Here is a 19,970-nt window from a genome sequence, read left to right as displayed (position 1 = left end):
GTAGCGGAACCTCCCCGATCTTCCTGTCCTCTGACTGGGTGACCAGCAGGCAGTGACGATCGGGGATTTCCCATGCGCACCATCTCCCGGACCCTTTCCCGGCGGGGAGCACTCGGCCTCGGCGCGGGCGCGGCCGCCGCCGTGTCGCTCGCCGGGTGCGGCGGCTCCACGTCCTCGGACGACGCCGGGCGGCCGGGCGGTTCCAGGACCCAGGGCAGCAGGGGCGAGGCGCGTCCGGCGCGGCCCATCGGGGACGGCTCCACCTCCTTCACCGGCAGCCAGCCGCACCAGCCGGCCAAGCCCGAGCCGCTGGAGCCGGGGCAGACCCCGCCGCAGTTCGTCGTCTTCTCCTGGGACGGCGCCGGAGAGGTCGGCAACGGCCTCTTCCCGCGCTTCCTGGACCTCGCCAAGGAGCACGGCGCGTCCATGACCTTCTTCCTCTCGGGGCTGTACCTGCTGCCCGAGTCGAAGAAGCGGATGTACGAGCCCCCGAACAACCCGCGCGGTGCCTCCGACATCGGCTACCTCACGGACGAGCACATCAAGGCCACGCTGGCCAACGTGCGCCGGGCCTGGCTGGAGGGGCACGAGATCGGCACCCACTTCAACGGGCACTTCTGCGCGGGCGGCGGCACGGTCGCGCACTGGACCCCGCAGCAGTGGGGCAGCGAGATCCGGCAGGCCAAGGCGTTCGTGAAGGAGTGGCGCACCAACACCGGCTGGACCGATCTGCCGTCGCTGCCGTTCGACTACGACAAGGAGCTGGTCGGCGGCCGTACGCCCTGCCTGCTCGGCCAGGACAACCTGCTGCCCACCGCCCGCGAGCTGGGCTGGCGCTACGACGCCTCCTCCCCGGGCGGCCGTCAGGTGTGGCCGGTCAAGCGCCAGGGCCTGTGGGACCTGCCCCTTCAGCAGATACCTTTCCCCGGTCGTGCGTTCGAGGTCCTGTCCATGGACTACAACATGCTCGCCAACCAGTCGGTCAACTCCACCAAGGCGCCCGCGCACAACTACCCGGGCTGGCGCAAGCAGTCCGCCCAGGCGTACATCCAGGGGTTCCGGCGGGCGTACGAGACGAACCGGGCGCCGTTCTTCATCGGCAACCACTTCGAGCAGTGGAACGGCGGCATCTACATGGACTCCGTCGAGGAGGCCTTCAAGCACATCGCGCGCGAGAAGGAGAAGGGGGCCGACGTGCGGCTGGTCTCCTTCCGGCAGTTCGTGGACTGGATCGACGTGCAGAAGCCCGAGGTGCTCGCCAAGCTGCGCACGCTCGGGGTCGGGCAGCGGCCCGCCGGGGGCTGGAAGGAGTTCCTGCGGGAGACCAAGGGCGCCGCCTCCAACGCCGCCTGATGCCCGTAATGTCCCGTGTAAATACGCCCTGAAATGCGGTTTTCCGCCCGGCAGGGGGGTGCGCGAAATCCCCGGGACGGTCATGCGAAACTTTTCACATGAGTACCCGTAGCCGCGCCGTCCTGCTCACCGCCGCGGCCGCCGCAGCGGCCCTGGCCCTGTCCGCGTGTGGCAAGGGCGGTATCTCCGGTGGCGGTGGCGACACCCACTTCATCACCGGCAAGAACGGCATCGACACCGTCGCGGCGGGCAAGCGCGCCACGGCTCCGGACCTGTCCGGCAAGACCATCGACGGCAAGACCCTGGACGTCGCCGACTACAAGGGCAAGGTCGTCGTCATCAACGTCTGGGGCTCGTGGTGCGGCCCGTGCCGCAACGAGGCGAAGTACTTCGCCAAGGTCTCCAAGGACTACGCGGACAAGGGCGTGCAGTTCGTCGGCATCAACACCCGCGACACCAGCACCACCCCGGCCGTGAACTTCGAGAAGGAGCACGGCGTCGAGTACCCGAGCCTGTACGACCCCACGGGCAAGCTGATGCTGCGCTTCAAGAAGGGCACGCTCAACCCGCAGATCGTCCCCTCCACGCTCGTCATCGACCGGCACGGGAAGGTCGCCGCGCGGGCCCTGGAGGCGCTCGACGACACCGGCCTGGTGGAGATGATCAAGCCGGTCCTCGCGGAGAAGTGACGTGAGCGCACTGCTGACGCTGGCCGCGGAGACCGGCCGGAACCAGACGGTCCTGCACGGCGCCCTGCTGGTCGCCCTGCCGATCGCCCTGTTCGCCGGTCTCGTGTCGTTCTTCTCGCCCTGTGTCCTGCCGCTGGTCCCCGGCTACCTCTCCTATGTGACCGGCGTCGCGGGCACCGACCTGGCCGAGGCCAGACGGGGCCGGATGGTGGCCGGCGCCTCCCTGTTCGTGCTCGGCTTCAGCGCCGTGTTCGTCTCCAGCGGGGCCCTGTTCGGCTACTTCGGCTCCAACCTGCTGAGCTACCAGAGCGTCCTGTCCAAGGTGCTCGGTGCGCTCATGATCGTCATGGGTGTGTTCTTCATGGGCCTGACGCCCTGGTTCGCCATGCGCGAGTTCCGCTTCCACAAGCGGCCGACGGGCGGTCTGGCCGGGGCGCCGGTGCTCGGCGCGCTCTTCGGCGTCGGCTGGACGCCCTGCATGGGCCCGACGCTTTCTTCGGTGAACTTCCTCTCCCTCCACGAGTCGAGCGCCGCACGCGGCTCCCTGCTGATGGTGGTCTACTGCCTCGGCCTCGGCCTCCCGTTCGTCGTCACCGCCATCGCCTTCCGCAAGGCGCTCGGCGCCTTCGCCTGGGTCAAGCGTCACTATGTCTGGGTGACGCGCATCGGCGGCTCGATGATGATCGTGACCGGTGTGCTGCTGCTCACCGGCGCCTGGGGCGAGCTGGTGCAGCAGATGCAGACCTGGACCAACGGCTTCGATGTGGGGATCTGACCGATGAGCAAGACCGACACCGGCACCGACCGGGACCGGGAGGAACTGGGCGCGGCCGGCTCCCGGCTCTCCACCGCCCCGCAGGAGGAGGCGGTGAGCCTGCCGGGCCTCGGTGTCATCGGCTGGGCCCGCTGGTTCTGGCGGCAGCTGACCTCGATGCGGGTCGCGCTGCTGCTGCTCCTGCTGCTCTCGCTCGGCGCGATTCCCGGCTCGCTGATCCCACAGACCGGCGCGGACGCCACCAAGGTCGAGGACTTCCGCGCCGCGCACAAGACGCTGGCGCCGCTCTACGACAAGCTCGGCCTGTTCCACGTGTACAGCTCGGTGTGGTTCTCCGCGATCTACATCCTGCTGTTCGTCTCCCTCATCGGCTGCATCATCCCCCGCACCTGGCAGTTCGTCGGCCAGCTGCGCGGCCGGCCGCCGGGCGCCCCCAAACGGCTGGACCGGCTGCCCGCCTACACCACCTGGACCACCACCGCGGACCCCGAACAGGTCCGCGCCGCCGCGCTCGGCCTGCTGAAGAGGCGCCGCTTCCGCGCCCACGCCGTCGGTGACGCCGTCGCCGCCGAGAAGGGCTACCTGCGCGAGCTGGGCAACCTGGTCTTCCACATCGCCCTGATCGTGCTGCTGATCGCCTTCGCCTCCGGCCAGCTGTTCAAGTCGGACGGCACCAAGCTGATGGTGGAGGGCGACGGCTTCTCCAACGCGCTGCCGATGTACGACGACTTCAAGTCCGGCAGCCTCTTCGAGCCGGACGACCTGGTCCCGTTCAGCTTCGACCTGGAGGACTTCAAGGGCACCTACGAGCTGACCGGTCCCAACCGGGGCACCCCGCGCACCTTCCAGGCGAAGATCCGCTACAGCGAGGGCGCCTACGGCAAGGAGACCGAGACCACCGTCAAGGTCAACGAGCCGCTGGAGATCGACGGCTCCAAGGTCTACCTGGTCAGCCACGGCTATGCCCCCGTGATCACCGTCCGGGACGGCAAGGGCGAGGTGGTCTACCGCGACGCCGTGCCGCTGCTGCCGCTCGACGGCAACGTCACCTCCCAGGGCGTCGTCAAGGTCATGGACGGCTACCGCGACGCCAAGGGCAAGAAGGAACAGCTCGGCATCAAGGCGTTCTTCCTGCCGACCTACGGCGGGGCCGGCATGGAGATCGCCTCGGCCTTCCCCGCGCTGCTGAACCCGGTGCTGAACCTGGAGCCGTACCACGGTGACCTGGGCGTCGACTCGGGCCTGCCGCAGAGCGTGTACCAGCTCGACAAGACCCACATGAAGGACTACAAGGACGCCAAGGGCGCGCAGCTGAGGGTCAACCTCAAGCCCGGCGAGTCCATGAAGCTGCCGAACGGCGCCGGTACCGTCACCTTCGAGAAGGACGTCAAGGAATGGGCCGGCTTCCAGATCGTGCAGGAGCCGGGCGGCGGCTGGGCGCTCGGCGGCGCCGTCGCCGCGATCTTCGGTCTGGCCGGGTCCCTGTTCATCCAGCGCCGCCGCGTGTGGGTGCGGGCGGTGCGCGGCGACGACGGTGTCACGGTGGTCGAGATGGCCGGCCTCGGCCGCAGCGAGTCGGCGAAGGTGCCCGAGGAACTGGGCGAGCTCGCCGGACACCTCTACGACCGGGCGCCGGGCGCGCCGGACCCCGGCGACGAACCCTCCGCACCCACACCAGACCGCCACGTCGTACCTGCCGAAGGGGCTGAGAAGTGACTCTCGCCGCCGCGACCAACGAACATCTCGCGAGCGTCAGCAACACGCTGATCTACTCGTCGATGGCCGTCTACACCCTGGCTTTCTTCGCCTACATCGCCGAGTGGCTGTTCGGCAGCCGCAGCAAGGTCGCCCGGACGGCCGCCGCGCTCACCGCCGACGGCGCGCGGGCGGCGGCCGGCCCCGCCGTCGCGGTCCGCAAGGGCGGCGGCACCGCGGTGCTGGAGCGGCCGAAGGTCGTCGTCCGCTCGGCCGCCGGCGCGCGGGACGTGCCGGACGGGCCCGGCGCGCACGGCGGCGACGCGCAGGGCGACCTGTACGGCCGGATCGCCATCTCGCTGACCGTGCTCGCCTTCCTGGTGGAGCTGGCCGGTGTCATCGCCCGCGCGGCGTCCGTGGAGCGGGCGCCGTGGGGCAACATGTACGAGTTCAACATCACCTTCTCCACGGTGGCCGTCGGCGTGTACCTGGCGCTGCTGGCGCTGAAGAAGAACGTGCGCTGGCTCGGGCTGTTCCTCATCACCACGGTCCTGCTCGACCTGGGCCTCGCGGTCACCGTGCTGTACACGGCCAGCGACCAGCTGGTGCCGGCCCTGCACTCGTACTGGCTGTACATCCATGTCTCCACCGCGATCTTCTGCGGCGCGGTGTTCTACGTCGGCGCGGTCGCCACGATCCTGTACCTGTTCAAGGACTCGTACGAGAACAAGCTCCAGGCCGGCGGCAAGCCCGGCGGGTTCGCCCGCTCGGTGCTGGAGCGGCTGCCCGCCTCCGCCTCCCTGGACAAGTTCGCCTACCGGATCAACGCGGCCGTCTTCCCGCTGTGGACGTTCACGATCATCGCGGGCGCGATCTGGGCGGGCGACGCCTGGGGCCGGTACTGGAACTGGGACCCGAAGGAGACGTGGTCCTTCATCACCTGGATCGCCTACGCCTGCTACCTGCACGCGCGGGCCACGGCCGGCTGGAAGGGCCGCAAGGCCGCCTACCTGGCGCTGATCGCGTTCGGCTGCTGGCTGTTCAACTACTACGGCGTCAACATCTTCGTCTCCGGCAAGCACTCCTACGCGGGCGTGTGAGCCTTCGGTCGGCCGCGAGGCCGGTTCCCGTGGCGCGGGCCACGGGGACCGGCCTTCCGCCGTTTTGGGCAGGCGTGCGTGAACCCGGGGCCGGGGGCACGCTGGAGACATGAGCGGTGCCATCGCGCTGGGTTCCAGCCAGACCCACGGGAACACGCACATCCTGCACTTCGTCGTGCGGCTCCCGCGCCGCATGGAGGAGGTCTGGCCCGCGGTGTCCACGCCCGAGGGGCTGGCCGCCTGGTGGACCCCCGCCGAGGTGCTCGAACCCCGGCTCGGCGGCGCGGTCACCCTGGGCGGACTGGGCAGCGGGCACGTCACCGCGTGGGACGTGGACCGGGTCGCGGAGTACACCGTCGAGGGCGGTGGCCGGATCCGGTTCCACCTGGAACGCGAGGGGGAGGACGGCAGCGCGCTCCGCTTCACCCACGAGTTCCAGGGCGAGGAGGAGACGGAACAGCGCTGGCGGGACCGGCTCGAACGGCTGATCGAACTCCAGGGAGGGGGCCGGCCCCGGCCCGGCGCGGACCCCCGGTGACCTACGACACCGCGGACAGGCTGCCGTCGGCCACCGAGACGATCCGGTCCCGCAGCCGCTCCGCGTACAGCCGCATGTTCTTCGCCGCCACGTCCGTGTCCGGGTACCGGCTCGCCAGCCACAGCCCCTCGGGCAGCCGGTTGACCCACACGCACACCTGGTCGCCGTACGACACCCGCAGCAGCCCGTACGCCTTCAGCTCGGCCCACCGCCGCGCGCCCGGCAGGTCGCGGGTGTCGACGTAGGAGACGATCGAGCACGGGTCGGGGGAGATCAGCGGGAAGTCGGCGCCGAGCAGGCGCAGCACCCGGGCCAGCGGCATCCGGGCCAGCGCCCGGTTGGCCCGCAGCTCCGCCCGTACCGCCCGCAGGGCCTCCGGGAAGCCGCGGATGCTGCCGACGGGCACCTCGATGGGGGCGCCGCCCACGTACCAGCCCACCGACTCGTTCCAGCGGGATCCGGTCCGGGTGTGGAAGGGCACCACCGTCCGGTACACCGGCTGTCCGCCGAGTTCGTGCACGATCAGCCCGGTCGCGGCCAGCAGCCCGGTCATGCTGCCGCCGTAGGGCCGGCAGTACGCCTCGAACGCGGCGGCCGTGTCCGCGTCGGCCAGCGGCTCGGCCAGCATCCGCTGCCGGGGCAGCGGATCACCCGGCGCGAGGCCCAGGTCGACCGGGAAGCCCGGCAGGGTGCCGTCGCAGCGGCGGATGAACTCCCGCCACCGCTCCACGACCGCGTGCCGTCCGTCCACGCCGTCGGCGCGCGACCGCTCGATCTCGCAGAAGTCGACGTAACTGGCCGCCGCCGGACCCGCCCCGGACCCGGCCGCGCCCGTGCCGCCCGTGTACAGGTCGTGGATCTCGGCGGGCATCCGCTGCACCGAGTAGGCGTCGACGTTGCTGTGGTCGAAGGCCAGGTACACGCTCGCGCCGTCGTCCCGGACGACCGCCGCGTACACGAGGTTCGGCCAGCGCAGCGCGTCCGCGATCGTGTCGAAGCGGTCCTGGAGGTGCTGGACGAGGGCGTCGGCGTCGGCGAAGTGGCCCGCCTCCCGCCGGTGCAGGGACACGTCGGCCGCGTCCAGGGTGAACCGGCGCAGCTCGTCACCGGCCCAGCGGAAGCCGCTGCGCAGCGTCTCGTGCCGGACGGTCCAGGTGTGCAGGGCCCGCTCCAGCGCGTCGAGGTCGACCGGGCCGGGCAGGTCGAAGGCGGTGCCGAGCCAGGTCGGCACGAACAGCCCGTCCTCCCTCAGGGACCGGGCCGTCCGGATGTGCCGCTCCTGGTTGTAGGCGGGTGGCCGGGAGTCCTCGGGGAGTGCCGCCGCCGCCGCGACGGTCGCCGGGCTCAGCGTCCACTCGACGAGCCGTCCCGGCCGTACCCCGCAGCGCTGGATGTCAGTGATTCGCACGCGTCTCCCATCGAAGAAGGGGCCCCCGGATGCGGGCCCCCTCCAAGGCAATGCCGTGGGACGCGGCCGGGACATGCCCGTTGGGTCCATTTCAACGGAACGGGTGGCGGGCCGAACGCGGAAGTGATTAACGGTCGGTGACCACCCGGCGCGGGCCGCCGGCCCGTTTCCACCCGCTGTGACCTGCGCGTTCAAGGTTTCCCGCAAGGTTCGTCCCAGGACGGTCGGCGAGAGTGGGTGACGTGGTCCCGGCCGTCGGCCGGCGAACGGTCCACGGGGGACGCCCACGGGGGGCGGTACGGGGAGGAACGCCTCCCCGTACCGGGGCCTCAGCCGAGGGCGTCGAGCAGGGCGCGGGTCTGGGTCACGCGGGCGGGGTTGACCTCCATGTCCCGGAAGACGTCGAGGGCCTGTTCGTAGCAGCGGCGGGCGGCCTCCCGGTCGCCCAGGGCCTGGTGCGCCTCGCCCAGGTGGACCAGGGCCTCCGCCTCGTTGAAGCGGTGCCCCAGGGCGCGGTTCAGTTCCAGGCACCGCTCGTGGCACAGCAGGGCCTGGGCGTGCTCGCCGAGCTGCTGGTAGGCGTAGCCGAGGGTGTCCAGGGTGTCGGACTGGCCGCGCAGGTCGCCCAGTTCGTCCTGGAGGGCCAGGGCCTGCTCGCAGCGGGCCACGGCCTGCCGGTGGTCGCCGGCCTGCACGTGGTCCCACGCCACCGCGTTCAGGGCGCGGGCCAGCCCGGTCCGGTGGCCGAGCCGGGTGAAGAGGGCGACGGCCAGCTCGTCCTGGCGCAGCGCCGCCGCACGGTCGCCCATGTGCTCGTACAGCCAGCCCAGGGTCAGCCGGGTGTGCGCCTCGGACAGGGCGTGGCCGCTGCCCTCGGCCAGCGCCAGCGCCTGGTCCAGCCGGTGCCGCGCCGAGGCGTGGTCGCCCGCCTCGACGCGCTCCAGCGCCAGCACCCGGTACGACTCGCCCCGCGCGACCGGATCGCCGAGCCGGGTCGCGGCCCGCAGCGCCGTGGCGTGCACGGCGGCGGCGTCGCTCCACCGGCCGCGCCGGGTCAGGAAGGTGGTGACGGCCCAGGCCAGCTGCCAGGCGTGGGTGTCGTGACCGTGCCGCGCGGCCAGGTGCACGGCGGCGACCAGCGCCTGCTGCTCCCGGGCGAACCACGCCATGGCCCCATCGTGCGTGGTGATCTCCTCGGGCCGTACGCCGTCGGCCGCCGGCGGCAGCCGGATCGGGTCCCGGTGCGGAAGCAGCAGCCGGTCCGCCGACCAGGCGGTGCGCAGATAGTGGTCCAGGACCCTCAGCCGGGCGGCCCGCGCCTCCGTCTCCTCCCCGGCGGCGGCCTCCAGCGCGTAGGCGCGCAGCAGGTCGTGGCCGGCGAACCGGCCGGGCGCGTGCTCCTGGAGCAGGTGGCGGGTGCGCAGCCGGTGCAGCGCCCGGAGCGCCCCCGCCGGCCCCAGCCCGGTGAGGCTGCCGGCCGCGGACACGCCGATGTCGGGGCCGGGCGCCTGCACGAGCTGCCGGAAGACCCGGGCGGTACCGGTGTCGAGCGCCCGGTACGACGCGGCGAGCACGGTCCGTACGTCGGTGGCGTCCTCGCCGGTGCTCAGCGCGTCCAGGCGGCTGCTGTCGCGCAGTTCCTCGCTCAGGGCGGTCAGGGTGGCGACCGGGTTGGTGGTGACGCGCCCGGCCAGCACGCTCAGGGCGAGCGGCAGCCCGGCGCACTGGCCGACCAGTTCGGCGGCGGCCTCGGGCTCCGCCGCCACGCGTTCCGCGCCCAGCCGGCCGGCCAGCAGCTCGCGCGCCGTGGCGGGGTCGAAGGCGTCGACGGTCAGATGGGTGACCTGGTGCGCGGCGGTCAGCCCGGTCAGCTGGTCCCGGCTGGTGACCAGCACCGCGCAGCCGGGGGTGCCCGGCAGCAGCGGCAGCACCTGCGCCGAGTCCCGGGCGTTGTCCAGGACGACGAGCACCCGCCGGCCGGCCAGCAGACTGCGGTACAGCGCGGCCTGGGCGTCGAAGGCCGCCGGGATCCGCCCGGGCTCGACGCCGAGCGCGTCGAGGAAGCCGCGGATCACCACCCGGGGGTCGGCCGGCTCCCCCGACGGGGTGAAACCGTGCAGGTCGACGAAGAGCTGCCCGTCGGGGAAGTGGTCCTGCCGGCGGTGCGCCCAGTGCAGCGCGAGGGAGGTCTTGCCGACCCCGCCGATGCCGCAGACCACCGTCACCGGCAGGGTGGCGCGCGGCCCGGCCTGGGCGGCCAGGGCCTTGTCCAGGACGGCGAGTTCGGCGTCCCGGCCCACGAAGTACGGCGGCGGGGCCAGCAGTTGCCGGGGCGTGGTGGGCCGGGCCTCGGCGGGCCGGGCCGACTCGGACGGGGCCGACTCGGACGGGGCCGGCTCGGGCGGGGACAGCGCGGGGTCGTTGGCGAGGACGCGCTGGTGCAGGGCGAGCAGCCGCGGGCCCGGGTCGGCGCCCAGCTCCTCGGCCAGCCGGTGCCGCAGCTCCTGGTAGTGGGCGAGGGCTTCGGAGGGCCGGCCGGCCCGGTACAGGGCGAGCATCAGCTGACCGGCCAGCCGCTCGTCCAGCGGGTGTTCGCGGGCCTTCACGGCCAGCTCGGACAGCAGCCCGCCGTGGTCCCCGGCGGCCAGGCGGAGGTCGATGTGGTCCAGCTCGGCCGCCAGCCGCTCGCGCAGCAGGGCCTGGCGCTGGTCGTCGAACCACGGGACGTCCACGGTGGCGAACGGCTCCCCGCGCCACAGCCCGAGCGCCCGCCGCGTCAGCGCCTCCGCCTCGGTGCCGCCGGCCGTGCGGGCCCGCCGGACCAGGTCGCGGAACAGGTGCAGGTCCACCGAGAGCGGATCGGCGTCCAGGACGTATCCGCCGGGGCGCCGGGCGACGGTCACCTCCGGGGCCGGGCGCAGCGCCTGCCGTAATCGGGACAGATAGCCGTACAGCGTGTCCTTGGTGCGCCGCGGCGGCCGGTCGCCCCACACCCGGTCGACGAGCGTGTCCGCCGGGACCGCCCGGCCCACGTCCACGAGCAGCGCGGCCAGCACACAGCGCTGCCGCATGTGCCCCACGTCCACCGTGCGGCCCCCCAGCCGCACCTCGATCACGCCCAGCAGGCCGAACTCCACCGCCATCGCGTCCCTCCCCCTGCCCCACCGTAGGCACACGGCCCCCGCGCCCGCCATCCGTCCGACGGCCGCGGGCCGGGTGAACGAGGGCCTCCGCAACTGTCTGACGGACGTTCACCTCGCTTGCCACACGCGTTGGTCGGCCGTTCCGTGAGCCGTCGTCCCGTCCGTGCACGATCCTGCCCCCGCCGACGCAGGAGAACCGGGTGGACACTCACAGATCCGACGACGACCGGCCCCGGCCGGGCCCCGAGCACCGCCTGACGGTCGGCGCCCCGGCGGTCGCGCCCGCCCGCCGCTCCCTGGCCCGCAGACTCCTCCCGCGCGCCGTCGCCGCCGCCACCGCGCTGTGCGCCATCGTCGTCCTCGTCCAGGGCCACGCGGCGCTGCCGTTCGAACGGATCGTCACCATCCGGGCCAAGATGGCCTCCAAAGCCGACTTCTTCGAGGACCCCGAGGTCCGGCGGCTGCTCGTCCGGCACGGCTACCGCGTCCACCTCACCCGCATGGGCTCCCGGGGCATCGCCACCCAGCGCTACGACGGCTACGACATCGTCTTCCCGTCCGGACAGCCCGCCGCCGACCTGATCACCTCCCGCCGCGCGGCCGAGGGCCACCCGGCGACCACGTACCGGCCGTTCGTCAGCCCGATCGTGCTCGGCACCTACCGGGAGTACGCCGAGACCCTCCGCGAGGCCGGGATCGCCACCCCGCTGCCGGGCGTGCCGGCCGGGGCGAAGCCGATGTACTACTCCCTGGACATGCGGAAGTTCCTCGGCGCGTCCGCCGCCGGGCGCCGCTGGGACGACCTCGGCACCGACCGGCACGGCATCCACAACGGCAACAAGGTCCTCGCCCAGACCTCCGACATCTGCCAGGCCAACTCCGCCGGCACCTATCTCGGCCTGGTCTCCTACGTCTGGAACCACGAGGACATCCCGCAGACCCCCGCCGAGGCCACCCGCTTCGCCGAACGCATCCGGCTCCTCCTCAACGACCAGGGCATGCCGTCCTCCGAGAAGAACGAGACCTACGTCTCCGCCGAGGGCAAGAGCATCTCCCCGATCGCCGTCATCTACGAGCACCAGTTCCTCACCCACCAGATCGCCACCCGGTCCGCCACCGGGCACGTCGACGCCGGACGGGTCCTGCTCTACCCCTCGGCCCGCTTCGTCACCGAACCCCAGCTGATCGCGCTCACCCCGCGCGGCGACGCCCTCGGCGAGCTGATCACCAGGGACCCGGCGCTGCAACGGCGCGCCATGGAACTCGGCTTCAGGGTCCGCGACGCCCAGGGCGGCTCCGCCACCAGCGACGCCCTGACCCGCTTCCTGACCGGGCGCGGCATCCAGGCCCCCGTGCTCTCCGACGACGACACCAAGGCCGTACTGCCCCGCCTCGACCTGCTGGAACGCATGATCGAAACCGTCGGCGACTGCCCCCCGGCCGCCCCCGCCGCACCCCCCGGGGAGACCCCATGACGCCCGCCCCCCGCACCCTGCCGCTCGGACCGCTGTGCCTGTGCCTGGTGCTGGCCGTGGTGCTCGGCGGGCTCTCCTCCTGCTCCGGCGACGGCGGCTCCAAGACCACCCTGCGCGTCCTGGCCAGCGACGAACTCACCGACATGAAGCCGCTGCTCGACCGGCTCCGCGAGGACACCGGCGTCCGCCTGGACCTGGACTACCGCGCCACCAACGACGCCTCCGACACCCTGCTCACCGGCCGCCACTCCTACGACCTGGCCTGGCTCTCCTCCGACCGCTACCTGCGCCTGCGGGCCAAGCACGCCCCCGCCGGAGCCACCCCCGCCACCGGAGCGCAGCGCGCCTCCATCATGCGCTCCCCGGTCGTCGTCGGCCTCACCCCCGACGCGGCCCGCGCCCTGGGCGCGCAGACCCCCGGCAGACGCCTGTCCTGGGCCGACATCGCCGACGCCGCCGCAACCGGCACCGTACGCTTCGGCATGGCCGACCCCCGGCGCAGCAACAGCGGCCTCGCCGCCCTGGTCGGTGTCGCCACCGCCGCCGCCGGCACCGGCCGCGCCCTGCGCCCCGCCGACGTCAGCTGCGACCGGCTGCGCGGCTTCCGCTCCGGCCAGACCCTCACCGCCACCGGCTCCCGCGCCCTGCTGGACGCCTTCGCCACCCGCCCCGGCCGCACCAACGCCCTGATCACCTACGAGTCGGAACTGCTCGCCCTGAACGCCTCCGGCCGGCTCCCCGCACCCCTGACGATCGTCCACCCCGCCGACGGCATGGTCCTGTCGGACTACCCGCTGCTCCTGCTCGACCCCGGCCGCCGCGACGCCTACGACCGGGTCGTGGACTGGCTCACCGCCCCCGCCCACCAGCGCGAGATCATGCGCCGCACCCTGCGCCGCCCGGTCAGCACCGAAGTGCCCCGCGACGCCCGGCTGACCGCCCCCCTCGACAACGCCCTCTACTACCCGGACGACCCCGCCGTCCTCGACCGCCTCCTCGCCGACTACGGCGACCCGGCCCGCCGCGGCGCCGACCAGGTCATCTTCCTGCTGGACTTCTCCACCTCCATGCGCGGCGCCCGCACCCGCGCCCTGCGCGCCGCGTTCGCCGCGCTCAGCGGCGCGGACGGCTCCGCCCGCGCCAAGTTCGTCCGCTTCCACCAAGGAGAGCGGCTGACCGTCGTCCGCTTCGGCGGCCGCCCGCTGGCCGAGCGCACGGTCACCGTGCGCGGCCCCGCCGACCTGAAGGCGCTGGCCGGCTTCGTCGCCGAGGACGGCTACGACGACTCCACCGCCGTCTGGTCCGCCCTGGACCACGGCTACCGCACCGCCGAACGGGCCCTGCGCGCGGACCCCGGCCGACCGGTGTCCATCGTGCTGATGACCGACGGCGAGAACAACGCGGGCATCGACCCGGCCGCCTTCGCCGCCCGCCACCGCTCCCGCCCCGCCGACGTCCGCGCCGTGCGCACCTACCCCATCGGCTTCGGCGACGCCGACGCGGACGGGCTGCGCCGGGCCGCCGAGCTGACCGGCGGGCGCCTGGTCGACGCCCGCTCCTCCTCCCTGTCCACCGCGTTCAAGGAGATCCGTGGCTGTTCTTGACGGCACCTGGTGGAGCGCCTGGTGGGGCCCGATGACCTGGTGGCTGCTGGCCCTCGCCGGCCTGCTCGCGCTGGCCGGGCGGGCGCTGCGGCGCGGACTGGCCCGGCTCGGCAAGACCGCCGCCGACCCCGCCTACCTGCCCCTGTACCTCGACAACGACGCGGTCATGGGCCTGTTCAAGATGGGCAACTACAAGGCGGCCCTGCGCAAGGAGGTCGAGGAGCGGCGCATCCGCAACGCCGGCTGCCTCGCCGTCATCCCGCTGGTCTCCCTGCTGCTGAAGGTGACCGGCGGCAGCACCACCGAGGTGGTCGCCAAGTACGTGGAGAAGAGCGAGCCCATCTCCGTGATCGGCCTGCTGCTGTCCGTGCTGCGCCGGGGCGACGCCCTGGTGGAGGTCCGGCTGCGGCCCGGCTCCGGGACCGTCGTCCCCAACCGCGCCCTCCTCGCCGAACTGGCCCGCACCGGGCCGGCCACGGCGGTGCCGCTCAGCGAGATAGGGGAGTTCGTCATGGTCACCGGCCGGTTCGAGGCGGGCGACAGCCGGGGCGAGACCCTGCTGATGCGGGCTCCCTACGCCGACGGCGGCCCCACCGCCCACCTCAGGGTCGTGCTGCGCGGCGACGGCCTGCTCACCCCGGACAAGGAACTGCCCGAGGGCCAGTTCCAGGCGCACTGCCTGGGCAAGGTGACCAGCTGGGACCCCGACGCCCGCGAGGTCGTCCTCCAGTACCCGGTCGCCGTCTTCCGCTGACCCGGCCGCACGCCGGAACCGGGGGGTGGCCACCGGGACAAAGCGGTACGTCGGCGATACTGGGGCACATGGCTTACGACGATCTTCGCTCCCTGCTCCGGGCGCTGGAGCGCGAGGGCGACCTCAAGCGCATCAAGGCCGAGGTCGACCCGTATCTGGAGGTCGGGGAGATCGTCGACCGGGTACAGAAGTCCGGCGGCCCGGCGCTGCTCTTCGAGAACGTGCGCGGCTCGGACCTGCCCCTCGCCATGAACGTGTACGGCACCGACCGCCGGCTGCTGAAGGCACTGGGCCTGAAGTCGTACGACGAGATCTCCGACAAGATCGGCGGCCTGCTGCGGCCCGAGCTGCCGCACGGCTTCGTCGGCGTCCGCGAGGCCTTCGGGAAGCTGGGCGCGATGGCCCACGTCCCGCCGCGCAAGGTCAAGGAGGCGCCGGTCCAGGAGGTCGTCCTCCAGGGTGACGACGTGGACCTGGAGCGGCTCCCGGCGCTGTTCACCTGGCCCGAGGACGGCGGCTCCTTCTTCAACCTCGGCCTGACCCACACCAAGGACCCCGAGACCGGCATCCGCAACCTGGGCCTGTACCGCCTCCAGCGCCACGACAAGCGCACGATCGGCATGCACTGGCAGATCCACAAGGACAGCCGGAACCACTACCAGGTGGCCGCGCGCCGGGGCGAGCGCCTCCCGGTCGCCATCGCCTTCGGCTGCCCGCCCGCCGTGACCTACGCCTCCACGGCCCCCCTGCCCGGCGACATCGACGAGTACCTCTTCGCCGGCTTCCTCGCGGGCAAGCGGATCGAGATGACCGACTGCAAGACGGTCCCGCTCCAGGTGCCCGCCCACGCCGAGGTGGTCCTGGAGGGCTGGCTGGAGCCCGGCGAGATGCTGCCCGAGGGCCCCTTCGGCGACCACACCGGCTTCTACACCCCGCAGGAGCCGTTCCCGGCGCTGAAGATCGACTGCGTGACCATGCGGCGGCGCCCGCTGCTCCAGTCGATCGTCGTCGGCCGCCCCCCGACGGAGGACGGCCCCCTCGGCCGGGCCACGGAACGCTTCTTCCTGCCCCTGCTGAAGATCATCGTCCCGGACATCGTGGACTACCACCTGCCCGAGGCCGGCGGCTTCCACAACTGCGCGATCGTCTCGATCGACAAGAAGTACCCCAAGCACGCGCAGAAGGTGATGCACGCCGTCTGGGGGGCGCACATGATGTCCCTCACCAAGCTGATCGTGGTCGTGGACTCCGACTGTGACGTCCACGACCTGCACGAGGTCGCCTGGCGGGCCCTCGGCAACACCGACTACGCCCGTGACCTCACGGTCGTGGAAGGCCCCGTCGACCACCTCGACCACGCCTCCTACCAGCAGTTCTGGGGCGGCAAGGCGGGCATCGACGCCACGCGGAAGTGGCCGGAGGAGGGCTACACCCGCGACGGCGGGTGGCCGGAGATGGTCCTGTCGGACCCGGACACGGCCGAACGGGTGACCCGGCGCTGGAAGGAGTACGGACTGTGAAAGGCACCGACATGAGGGTGCGGGGCAGCGCGGAGACGGGGTTCCCCCGCCGCCGCGGGGACGATCCGGAGTACGGACTGTGACGTCAGCCTCCGCCGCCGTCGCCCAGCCGGGCCGGACCAGGGCGTTCCTGCGCCTGGTGATGATCGAGCACTCGGTCTTCGCGCTCCCCTTCGCCTACATCGCCGCCCTGACGGCGATGTACGAGTGGGACGAGAACATCCACTGGGGCCGACTGCTCCTGGTCACCGTCTGCATGGTGGGCCTGCGCACGTTCGCGATGGCGGTCAACCGGATCATCGACCGCGAGATCGACGCCCGTAACCCGCGCACCGCGCACCGGGAACTGGTGACGGGCGCGATGTCGGTCCGGCACGCCTGGACCGGCGCGCTGGTCGCCCTCGTGGTCTTCCTGGGCGCGGCGGCCCTGCTCAACCCGCTGTGCCTGGCCCTCGCCCCGGTGGCCGTGGTGCCGATGGTGGTCTACCCCTACGGCAAGCGGTTCACCAACTTCCCGCAGGCCATCCTCGGTCTCGCCCAGGCCATGGGCCCGGTCGGCGGCTGGCTGGCGATCAGCGGGGAGTGGTCGTGGCACGCGGTGATCCTCGGCCTGGCCGTGGGCATCTGGATCGGCGGGTTCGACCTGATCTACGCCTGCCAGGACGTGGAGACGGACCGCGAGATCGGCGTGAAATCGGTCCCGGCCCGCTTCGGCATCCCGGCCGCGATCTGGGGCGCCCGCGCCTGCCACACGGTCACCACGGCCCTGTTCGTCTGGTACGCCCTGGCCACCGACGCGGGCGCGTTCTTCTGGCTGGGCCTGGTGATCGTCGCGGCGGCCTTCGGCTACGAGCACCGGATCGTCCGCCCGCACGACCTGTCCCGTTTGAACAGGGCGTTCTTCTCCGTCAACGGATTCATCGGCATCGCCTTGTTCGTGTGTGCGCTGCTCGATCTCCTGGTGCGCGGTCTGACCGTCTGAGAAACGGAAGCCTCGCGGTGGGTATCTCCCGCCCGCCCCGGACCCCCACCGGTCCTGAGCCCCTGTGCGCGCGCCGGTACTCTCAAGGTGTGAACGCAGGAGAAACGCAGCGCGTGCCTTGGATCGTGGGGGTGTCCGGAGCTTCCGGGACGCCGTACGCGGCGGCCGTGCTGCGGGCGTTGCTGGCGGCCGGGGAAGCGGTGGACCTGGTGGTCAGCCGGGCCTCGCGGCTGACGCTGCTGGACGAGACGGGCCTGCCCTTCCGTGACGCCCACTGGCAGGACGACCTCGCGGAATGGCTGGCCCGCGGCGCCGACGGCAAGCCCGGGACCTTCGACGTGGACGTCAGCGGCGTCCGCCACTGGAGGGCGGGCGACCTCGCGGCCGGACCGTCCTCCGGCTCGTACCCGGCCCGCGGCATGATCGTGGTGCCCGCCTCCACCGCCTGCGTGGCCGGTGTGGCGCTCGGCCTGTCCAAGGACCTCCTCCAGCGCGCGGCGAGCGTCACGCTGAAGGAGCGCCGCCCGCTGGTGGTGGCCGTGCGGGAGGCCCCGTTGAACGGCCAGACGCTGCGCCACCTCGTCACGCTGGACGACGCCGGCGCCTCGGTCGTCCCGGCCTCGCCCGCCTTCTACGCGGGCGCCACCCACATCCAGGACCTGGTGGACTTTGTGGCCGGCCGGGTGCTGGACGCGGCGGGCGTCGCCCACGGCCTGTACCGGCGCTGGCGAGGAGACCTGGGCGGCGGCCTGGCGGACGGCACCCGGGGCGAGTAGCAGTACGTACGTCTCATCACTTCAGGAACTTTCACCGGAAGGCTTCGATCGCATGGACGCGGTGGACAGGCAGCTCATCCAGGCCCTGAGGGAGAACGGCCGGGCCTCGTACGCGGAGCTGGGGCGCCTGGTCGGCCTGTCGGGCCCCAGCGTCACCGACCGCATCAACCGGCTGGAGGCGGCCGGTGTCATCACCGGCTACCGGGCCACGGTGGACTCGGCCTCGCTCGGCCTCGGCGTCACCGCGCTGATCGGCATCTCCCTGTCCGACGCGGCCGACCACGAGGACGTCGCCCAGCGGCTGCGGGACCTGCCGGAGATCGAGGACTGCTGGTTCATCGCGGGCGACGACTCGTACATGCTCAAGGTCCGGGCGTCGGACGTGGACGGGCTGGAGCGGACCATCCGCCGGCTCAGCGGCACCAAGGGCGTCTCCCGGACCCGTACCACGATCGTGCTGTCCACGAAGTGGGAGAACCGGGTCGGGGAACTGCCCGAAGAGGTGTAGGGATACCGTTGGTCGGGCTGTCGTAGAAAGGTGTTGCCATGGACGTCGGGCTCAAGCGCGAGCTGGAGGAGAAGGTCCGCTCCGGGGAGCGGCTGACCCGCGAGGACGGCATCGCGCTGTACGAGTCGGACGACCTGGCCTGGCTCGGCGGCCTCGCCCACGAGGTGCGGACCCGCAAGAACGGTGACGTGGTCCACTTCAACGTCAACCGTCACCTCAACATGACGAACGTGTGCACCGCGTCCTGCGCCTACTGCTCGTTCCAGCGCAAGCCGGGGGAGAAGGACGCGTACACGATGCGCATCGAGGAGGCCGTCAAGCTCGCCAAGGCGATGGAGTCGGAGAACCTCACCGAGCTGCACATCGTCAACGGTCTGCACCCGAACCTGCCGTGGCGGTACTACCCGCGGTCGCTGCGGGAGCTGAAGGCGGCCCTGCCGAACGTCTCGCTGAAGGCGTTCACGGCGACGGAGATCCACCACTTCGAGACGATCAGCGGCCTGTCGGCGTCCGAGATCCTGGACGAGCTGATCGACGCGGGCCTGGAGTCGCTGACCGGTGGCGGCGCGGAGATCTTCGACTGGGAGGTCCGGCAGCACATCGTGGACCACCGCACCCACTGGGAGGACTGGTCCCGCATCCACCGGCTGGCGCACGAGAAGGGTCTGAAGACCCCGTGCACCATGCTGTACGGCCACATCGAGGAGCCGCGGCACCGCGTCGACCACGTGCTGCGGCTGCGTGAGCTCCAGGACGAGACGAACGGCTTTCAGGTCTTCATCCCGCTGCGCTACCAGCACGACTTCGTGGACATGAAGGACGGCAAGGTACGCAACACGCTCCAGGCGCGGACCTCGATGGCGACCGGCGCGGAGGCGCTGAAGACGTTCGCGGTGTCCCGGCTGCTGTTCGACAACGTGCCGCACGTGAAGGTCTTCTGGGTGATGCACGGCGTGCAGACCGCCCAGCTGGCCCTCCAGCACGGCGCGGACGACATGGACGGCTCGGTCGTCGAGTACAAGATCACCCACGACGCGGACAACTACGGCACGCCGAACAAGCTGACCCGGGAAGACCTCCTGGAGCTGATCCGCGACGCCGGCTTCCGCCCCGTGGAACGCAACACCCGGTACGAGATCATCCGAGAGTACGAGGGCCCGAACCCGACCCGCCGCGACGAGCCCCAGCCGATGCGCGTCTGACGCACCGTCCTGCCCACCCACCCACCCGACTCGGTAGGCGGAAAGGCTGAACGGGGGACCACAGCGCGGCGGCCCCCTACCGGCGGACGGCGCCTGGCCCACCAAAGGGATGCGGAGCCGTGCTGGACATGCGGCTCCGCCGCCCGGGCACGACCGGCCACGACGCGGGGCTCCGTGCAAGCCGGCGGCGCCTGGTCCCACCCAGGTGCGCGGGGCCGTGTCCGATATGCGGCTCCGCCACGTGGGCGCGACCAGCCCCGACGTGGGGCCCGTGCAAGCCGGCGGCGCCTGGTCCCACCCAGGTGCGCGGGGCCGTGTCCGATATGCGGCTCCGCCGCGCGGGCACGACCAGCCTCGACGTGGGGCCCCTCCCCGCCGACAGTGCCTGGTCCCACCCAAGGGGCGCGGGGAACTGCGCGACAAGCCACGACGCAGCCGCAGCCGGGCG

The 19,970-nt window shown here is 72.3% G+C and carries 16 protein-coding genes; 14 read left to right on the top strand and 2 right to left on the bottom strand.

Annotated features, from left to right (window positions below):
* Window positions 1-72: 72 nt before the first annotated feature.
* From ACSURM_RS15935 to ACSURM_RS15910, 6 genes are all read left to right on the top strand, one after another.
* A complete protein-coding gene (locus ACSURM_RS15935; RefSeq protein WP_436955714.1) occupies window positions 73-1,353 on the top strand; it encodes a hypothetical protein in 1,281 nt (426 codons plus the stop codon).
* Window positions 1,354-1,451: 98 nt separating this feature from the next.
* The gene (locus ACSURM_RS15930) at window positions 1,452-2,042 is read left to right on the top strand and encodes a TlpA family protein disulfide reductase (RefSeq protein WP_359048870.1); all 591 of its coding nucleotides are present in this window, start codon (window positions 1,452-1,454) and stop codon (window positions 2,040-2,042) included.
* A gap of 1 nt (window position 2,043) precedes the next feature.
* Entirely contained in the window at window positions 2,044-2,817 is a 774-nt protein-coding gene (locus ACSURM_RS15925; protein WP_359048868.1) for a cytochrome c biogenesis CcdA family protein, read from the top strand.
* A 3-nt stretch (window positions 2,818-2,820) separates the two neighbouring features.
* On the top strand, window positions 2,821-4,533 hold the full coding sequence (gene resB / locus ACSURM_RS15920; RefSeq protein ID WP_436955712.1) for a cytochrome c biogenesis protein ResB: 1,713 nt from the start codon (window positions 2,821-2,823) through the stop codon (window positions 4,531-4,533).
* Window positions 4,530-5,612, top strand: a complete 1,083-nt coding sequence (gene ccsB / locus ACSURM_RS15915) for a c-type cytochrome biogenesis protein CcsB (protein WP_436955710.1) — start codon at window positions 4,530-4,532, stop codon at window positions 5,610-5,612. Before resB ends, ccsB begins: the two co-directional genes overlap by 4 nt.
* Before the next feature lie 109 nt (window positions 5,613-5,721).
* Window positions 5,722-6,150 (top strand): SRPBCC domain-containing protein, encoded by a 429-nt coding sequence (locus ACSURM_RS15910; RefSeq protein ID WP_436955708.1) that lies wholly within the window; start codon window positions 5,722-5,724, stop codon window positions 6,148-6,150.
* Between the two features lies 1 nt (window position 6,151).
* Here ACSURM_RS15910 and ACSURM_RS15905 read toward each other — a convergent pair whose 3' ends face one another.
* Window positions 6,152-7,558 carry a condensation domain-containing protein gene (locus ACSURM_RS15905; RefSeq protein WP_436955707.1) on the bottom strand — a complete coding sequence of 469 codons (1,407 nt, stop codon included), beginning with the start codon at window positions 7,556-7,558 and terminating at the stop codon, window positions 6,152-6,154.
* A gap of 329 nt (window positions 7,559-7,887) precedes the next feature.
* The gene (locus tag ACSURM_RS15900) at window positions 7,888-10,701 is read right to left on the bottom strand and encodes a BTAD domain-containing putative transcriptional regulator (protein ID WP_436955705.1); all 2,814 of its coding nucleotides are present in this window, start codon (window positions 10,699-10,701) and stop codon (window positions 7,888-7,890) included.
* Between the two features lie 200 nt (window positions 10,702-10,901).
* On the opposite strand from ACSURM_RS15900, the gene ACSURM_RS15895 reads away from it, so the two are divergent.
* The 8 genes from ACSURM_RS15895 (at window position 10,902) to mqnE (ending at window position 19,522) form a co-directional block, all read left to right on the top strand.
* Window positions 10,902-12,176, top strand: a complete 1,275-nt coding sequence (locus ACSURM_RS15895) for a hypothetical protein (RefSeq protein ID WP_436955703.1) — start codon at window positions 10,902-10,904, stop codon at window positions 12,174-12,176.
* The gene (locus ACSURM_RS15890; RefSeq protein WP_436955701.1) at window positions 12,173-13,780 is read left to right on the top strand and encodes a substrate-binding domain-containing protein; all 1,608 of its coding nucleotides are present in this window, start codon (window positions 12,173-12,175) and stop codon (window positions 13,778-13,780) included. Before ACSURM_RS15895 ends, ACSURM_RS15890 begins: the two co-directional genes overlap by 4 nt.
* Window positions 13,767-14,534, top strand: coding sequence for a hypothetical protein (locus ACSURM_RS15885; protein WP_436955699.1), 768 nt, complete (start codon window positions 13,767-13,769; stop codon window positions 14,532-14,534). Before ACSURM_RS15890 ends, ACSURM_RS15885 begins: the two co-directional genes overlap by 14 nt.
* A gap of 68 nt (window positions 14,535-14,602) precedes the next feature.
* Entirely contained in the window at window positions 14,603-16,054 is a 1,452-nt protein-coding gene (locus tag ACSURM_RS15880) for a menaquinone biosynthesis decarboxylase (protein WP_359048854.1), read from the top strand.
* A gap of 79 nt (window positions 16,055-16,133) precedes the next feature.
* On the top strand, window positions 16,134-17,036 hold the full coding sequence (mqnP, locus tag ACSURM_RS15875) for a menaquinone biosynthesis prenyltransferase MqnP (protein WP_436955697.1): 903 nt from the start codon (window positions 16,134-16,136) through the stop codon (window positions 17,034-17,036).
* 113 nt (window positions 17,037-17,149) lie between these two features.
* Window positions 17,150-17,812: a UbiX family flavin prenyltransferase gene (locus tag ACSURM_RS15870; protein WP_436955695.1), complete on the top strand. Its 663-nt coding sequence runs from the start codon at window positions 17,150-17,152 to the stop codon at window positions 17,810-17,812.
* A gap of 52 nt (window positions 17,813-17,864) precedes the next feature.
* The gene (locus ACSURM_RS15865) at window positions 17,865-18,320 is read left to right on the top strand and encodes an Lrp/AsnC family transcriptional regulator (protein ID WP_189994340.1); all 456 of its coding nucleotides are present in this window, start codon (window positions 17,865-17,867) and stop codon (window positions 18,318-18,320) included.
* 38 nt (window positions 18,321-18,358) lie between these two features.
* On the top strand, window positions 18,359-19,522 hold the full coding sequence (gene mqnE / locus ACSURM_RS15860; RefSeq protein ID WP_436955693.1) for an aminofutalosine synthase MqnE: 1,164 nt from the start codon (window positions 18,359-18,361) through the stop codon (window positions 19,520-19,522).
* The last annotated feature ends 448 nt before the right edge of the window (window positions 19,523-19,970 follow it).

This window comes from Streptomyces sp. SudanB182_2057 (assembly GCF_964272715.1).
Lineage (GTDB): Bacteria > Actinomycetota > Actinomycetes > Streptomycetales > Streptomycetaceae > Streptomyces > Streptomyces rubradiris.
This window is presented reverse-complemented; position numbering and strand designations above follow the sequence as displayed.

Excerpts from the sequence above, each read along its gene's own strand:
- ACSURM_RS15935 (WP_436955714.1), top strand. The coding sequence starts at position 73 with ATGCGCACCATCTCCCGGACCCTTTCCCGGCGGGGAGCACTCGGCCTC.
- ACSURM_RS15930 (WP_359048870.1), top strand. The coding sequence starts at position 1,452 with ATGAGTACCCGTAGCCGCGCCGTCCTGCTCACCGCCGCGGCCGCCGCA.
- ACSURM_RS15865 (WP_189994340.1), top strand. The coding sequence starts at position 17,865 with ATGGACGCGGTGGACAGGCAGCTCATCCAGGCCCTGAGGGAGAACGGC.
- ACSURM_RS15910 (WP_436955708.1), top strand. The coding sequence starts at position 5,722 with ATGAGCGGTGCCATCGCGCTGGGTTCCAGCCAGACCCACGGGAACACG.
- mqnE (WP_436955693.1), top strand. The coding sequence starts at position 18,359 with ATGGACGTCGGGCTCAAGCGCGAGCTGGAGGAGAAGGTCCGCTCCGGG.
- resB (WP_436955712.1), top strand. The coding sequence starts at position 2,821 with ATGAGCAAGACCGACACCGGCACCGACCGGGACCGGGAGGAACTGGGC.
- ACSURM_RS15900 (WP_436955705.1), bottom strand. The coding sequence starts at position 10,701 with ATGGCGGTGGAGTTCGGCCTGCTGGGCGTGATCGAGGTGCGGCTGGGG.
- ACSURM_RS15880 (WP_359048854.1), top strand. The coding sequence starts at position 14,603 with ATGGCTTACGACGATCTTCGCTCCCTGCTCCGGGCGCTGGAGCGCGAG.
- ACSURM_RS15890 (WP_436955701.1), top strand. The coding sequence starts at position 12,173 with ATGACGCCCGCCCCCCGCACCCTGCCGCTCGGACCGCTGTGCCTGTGC.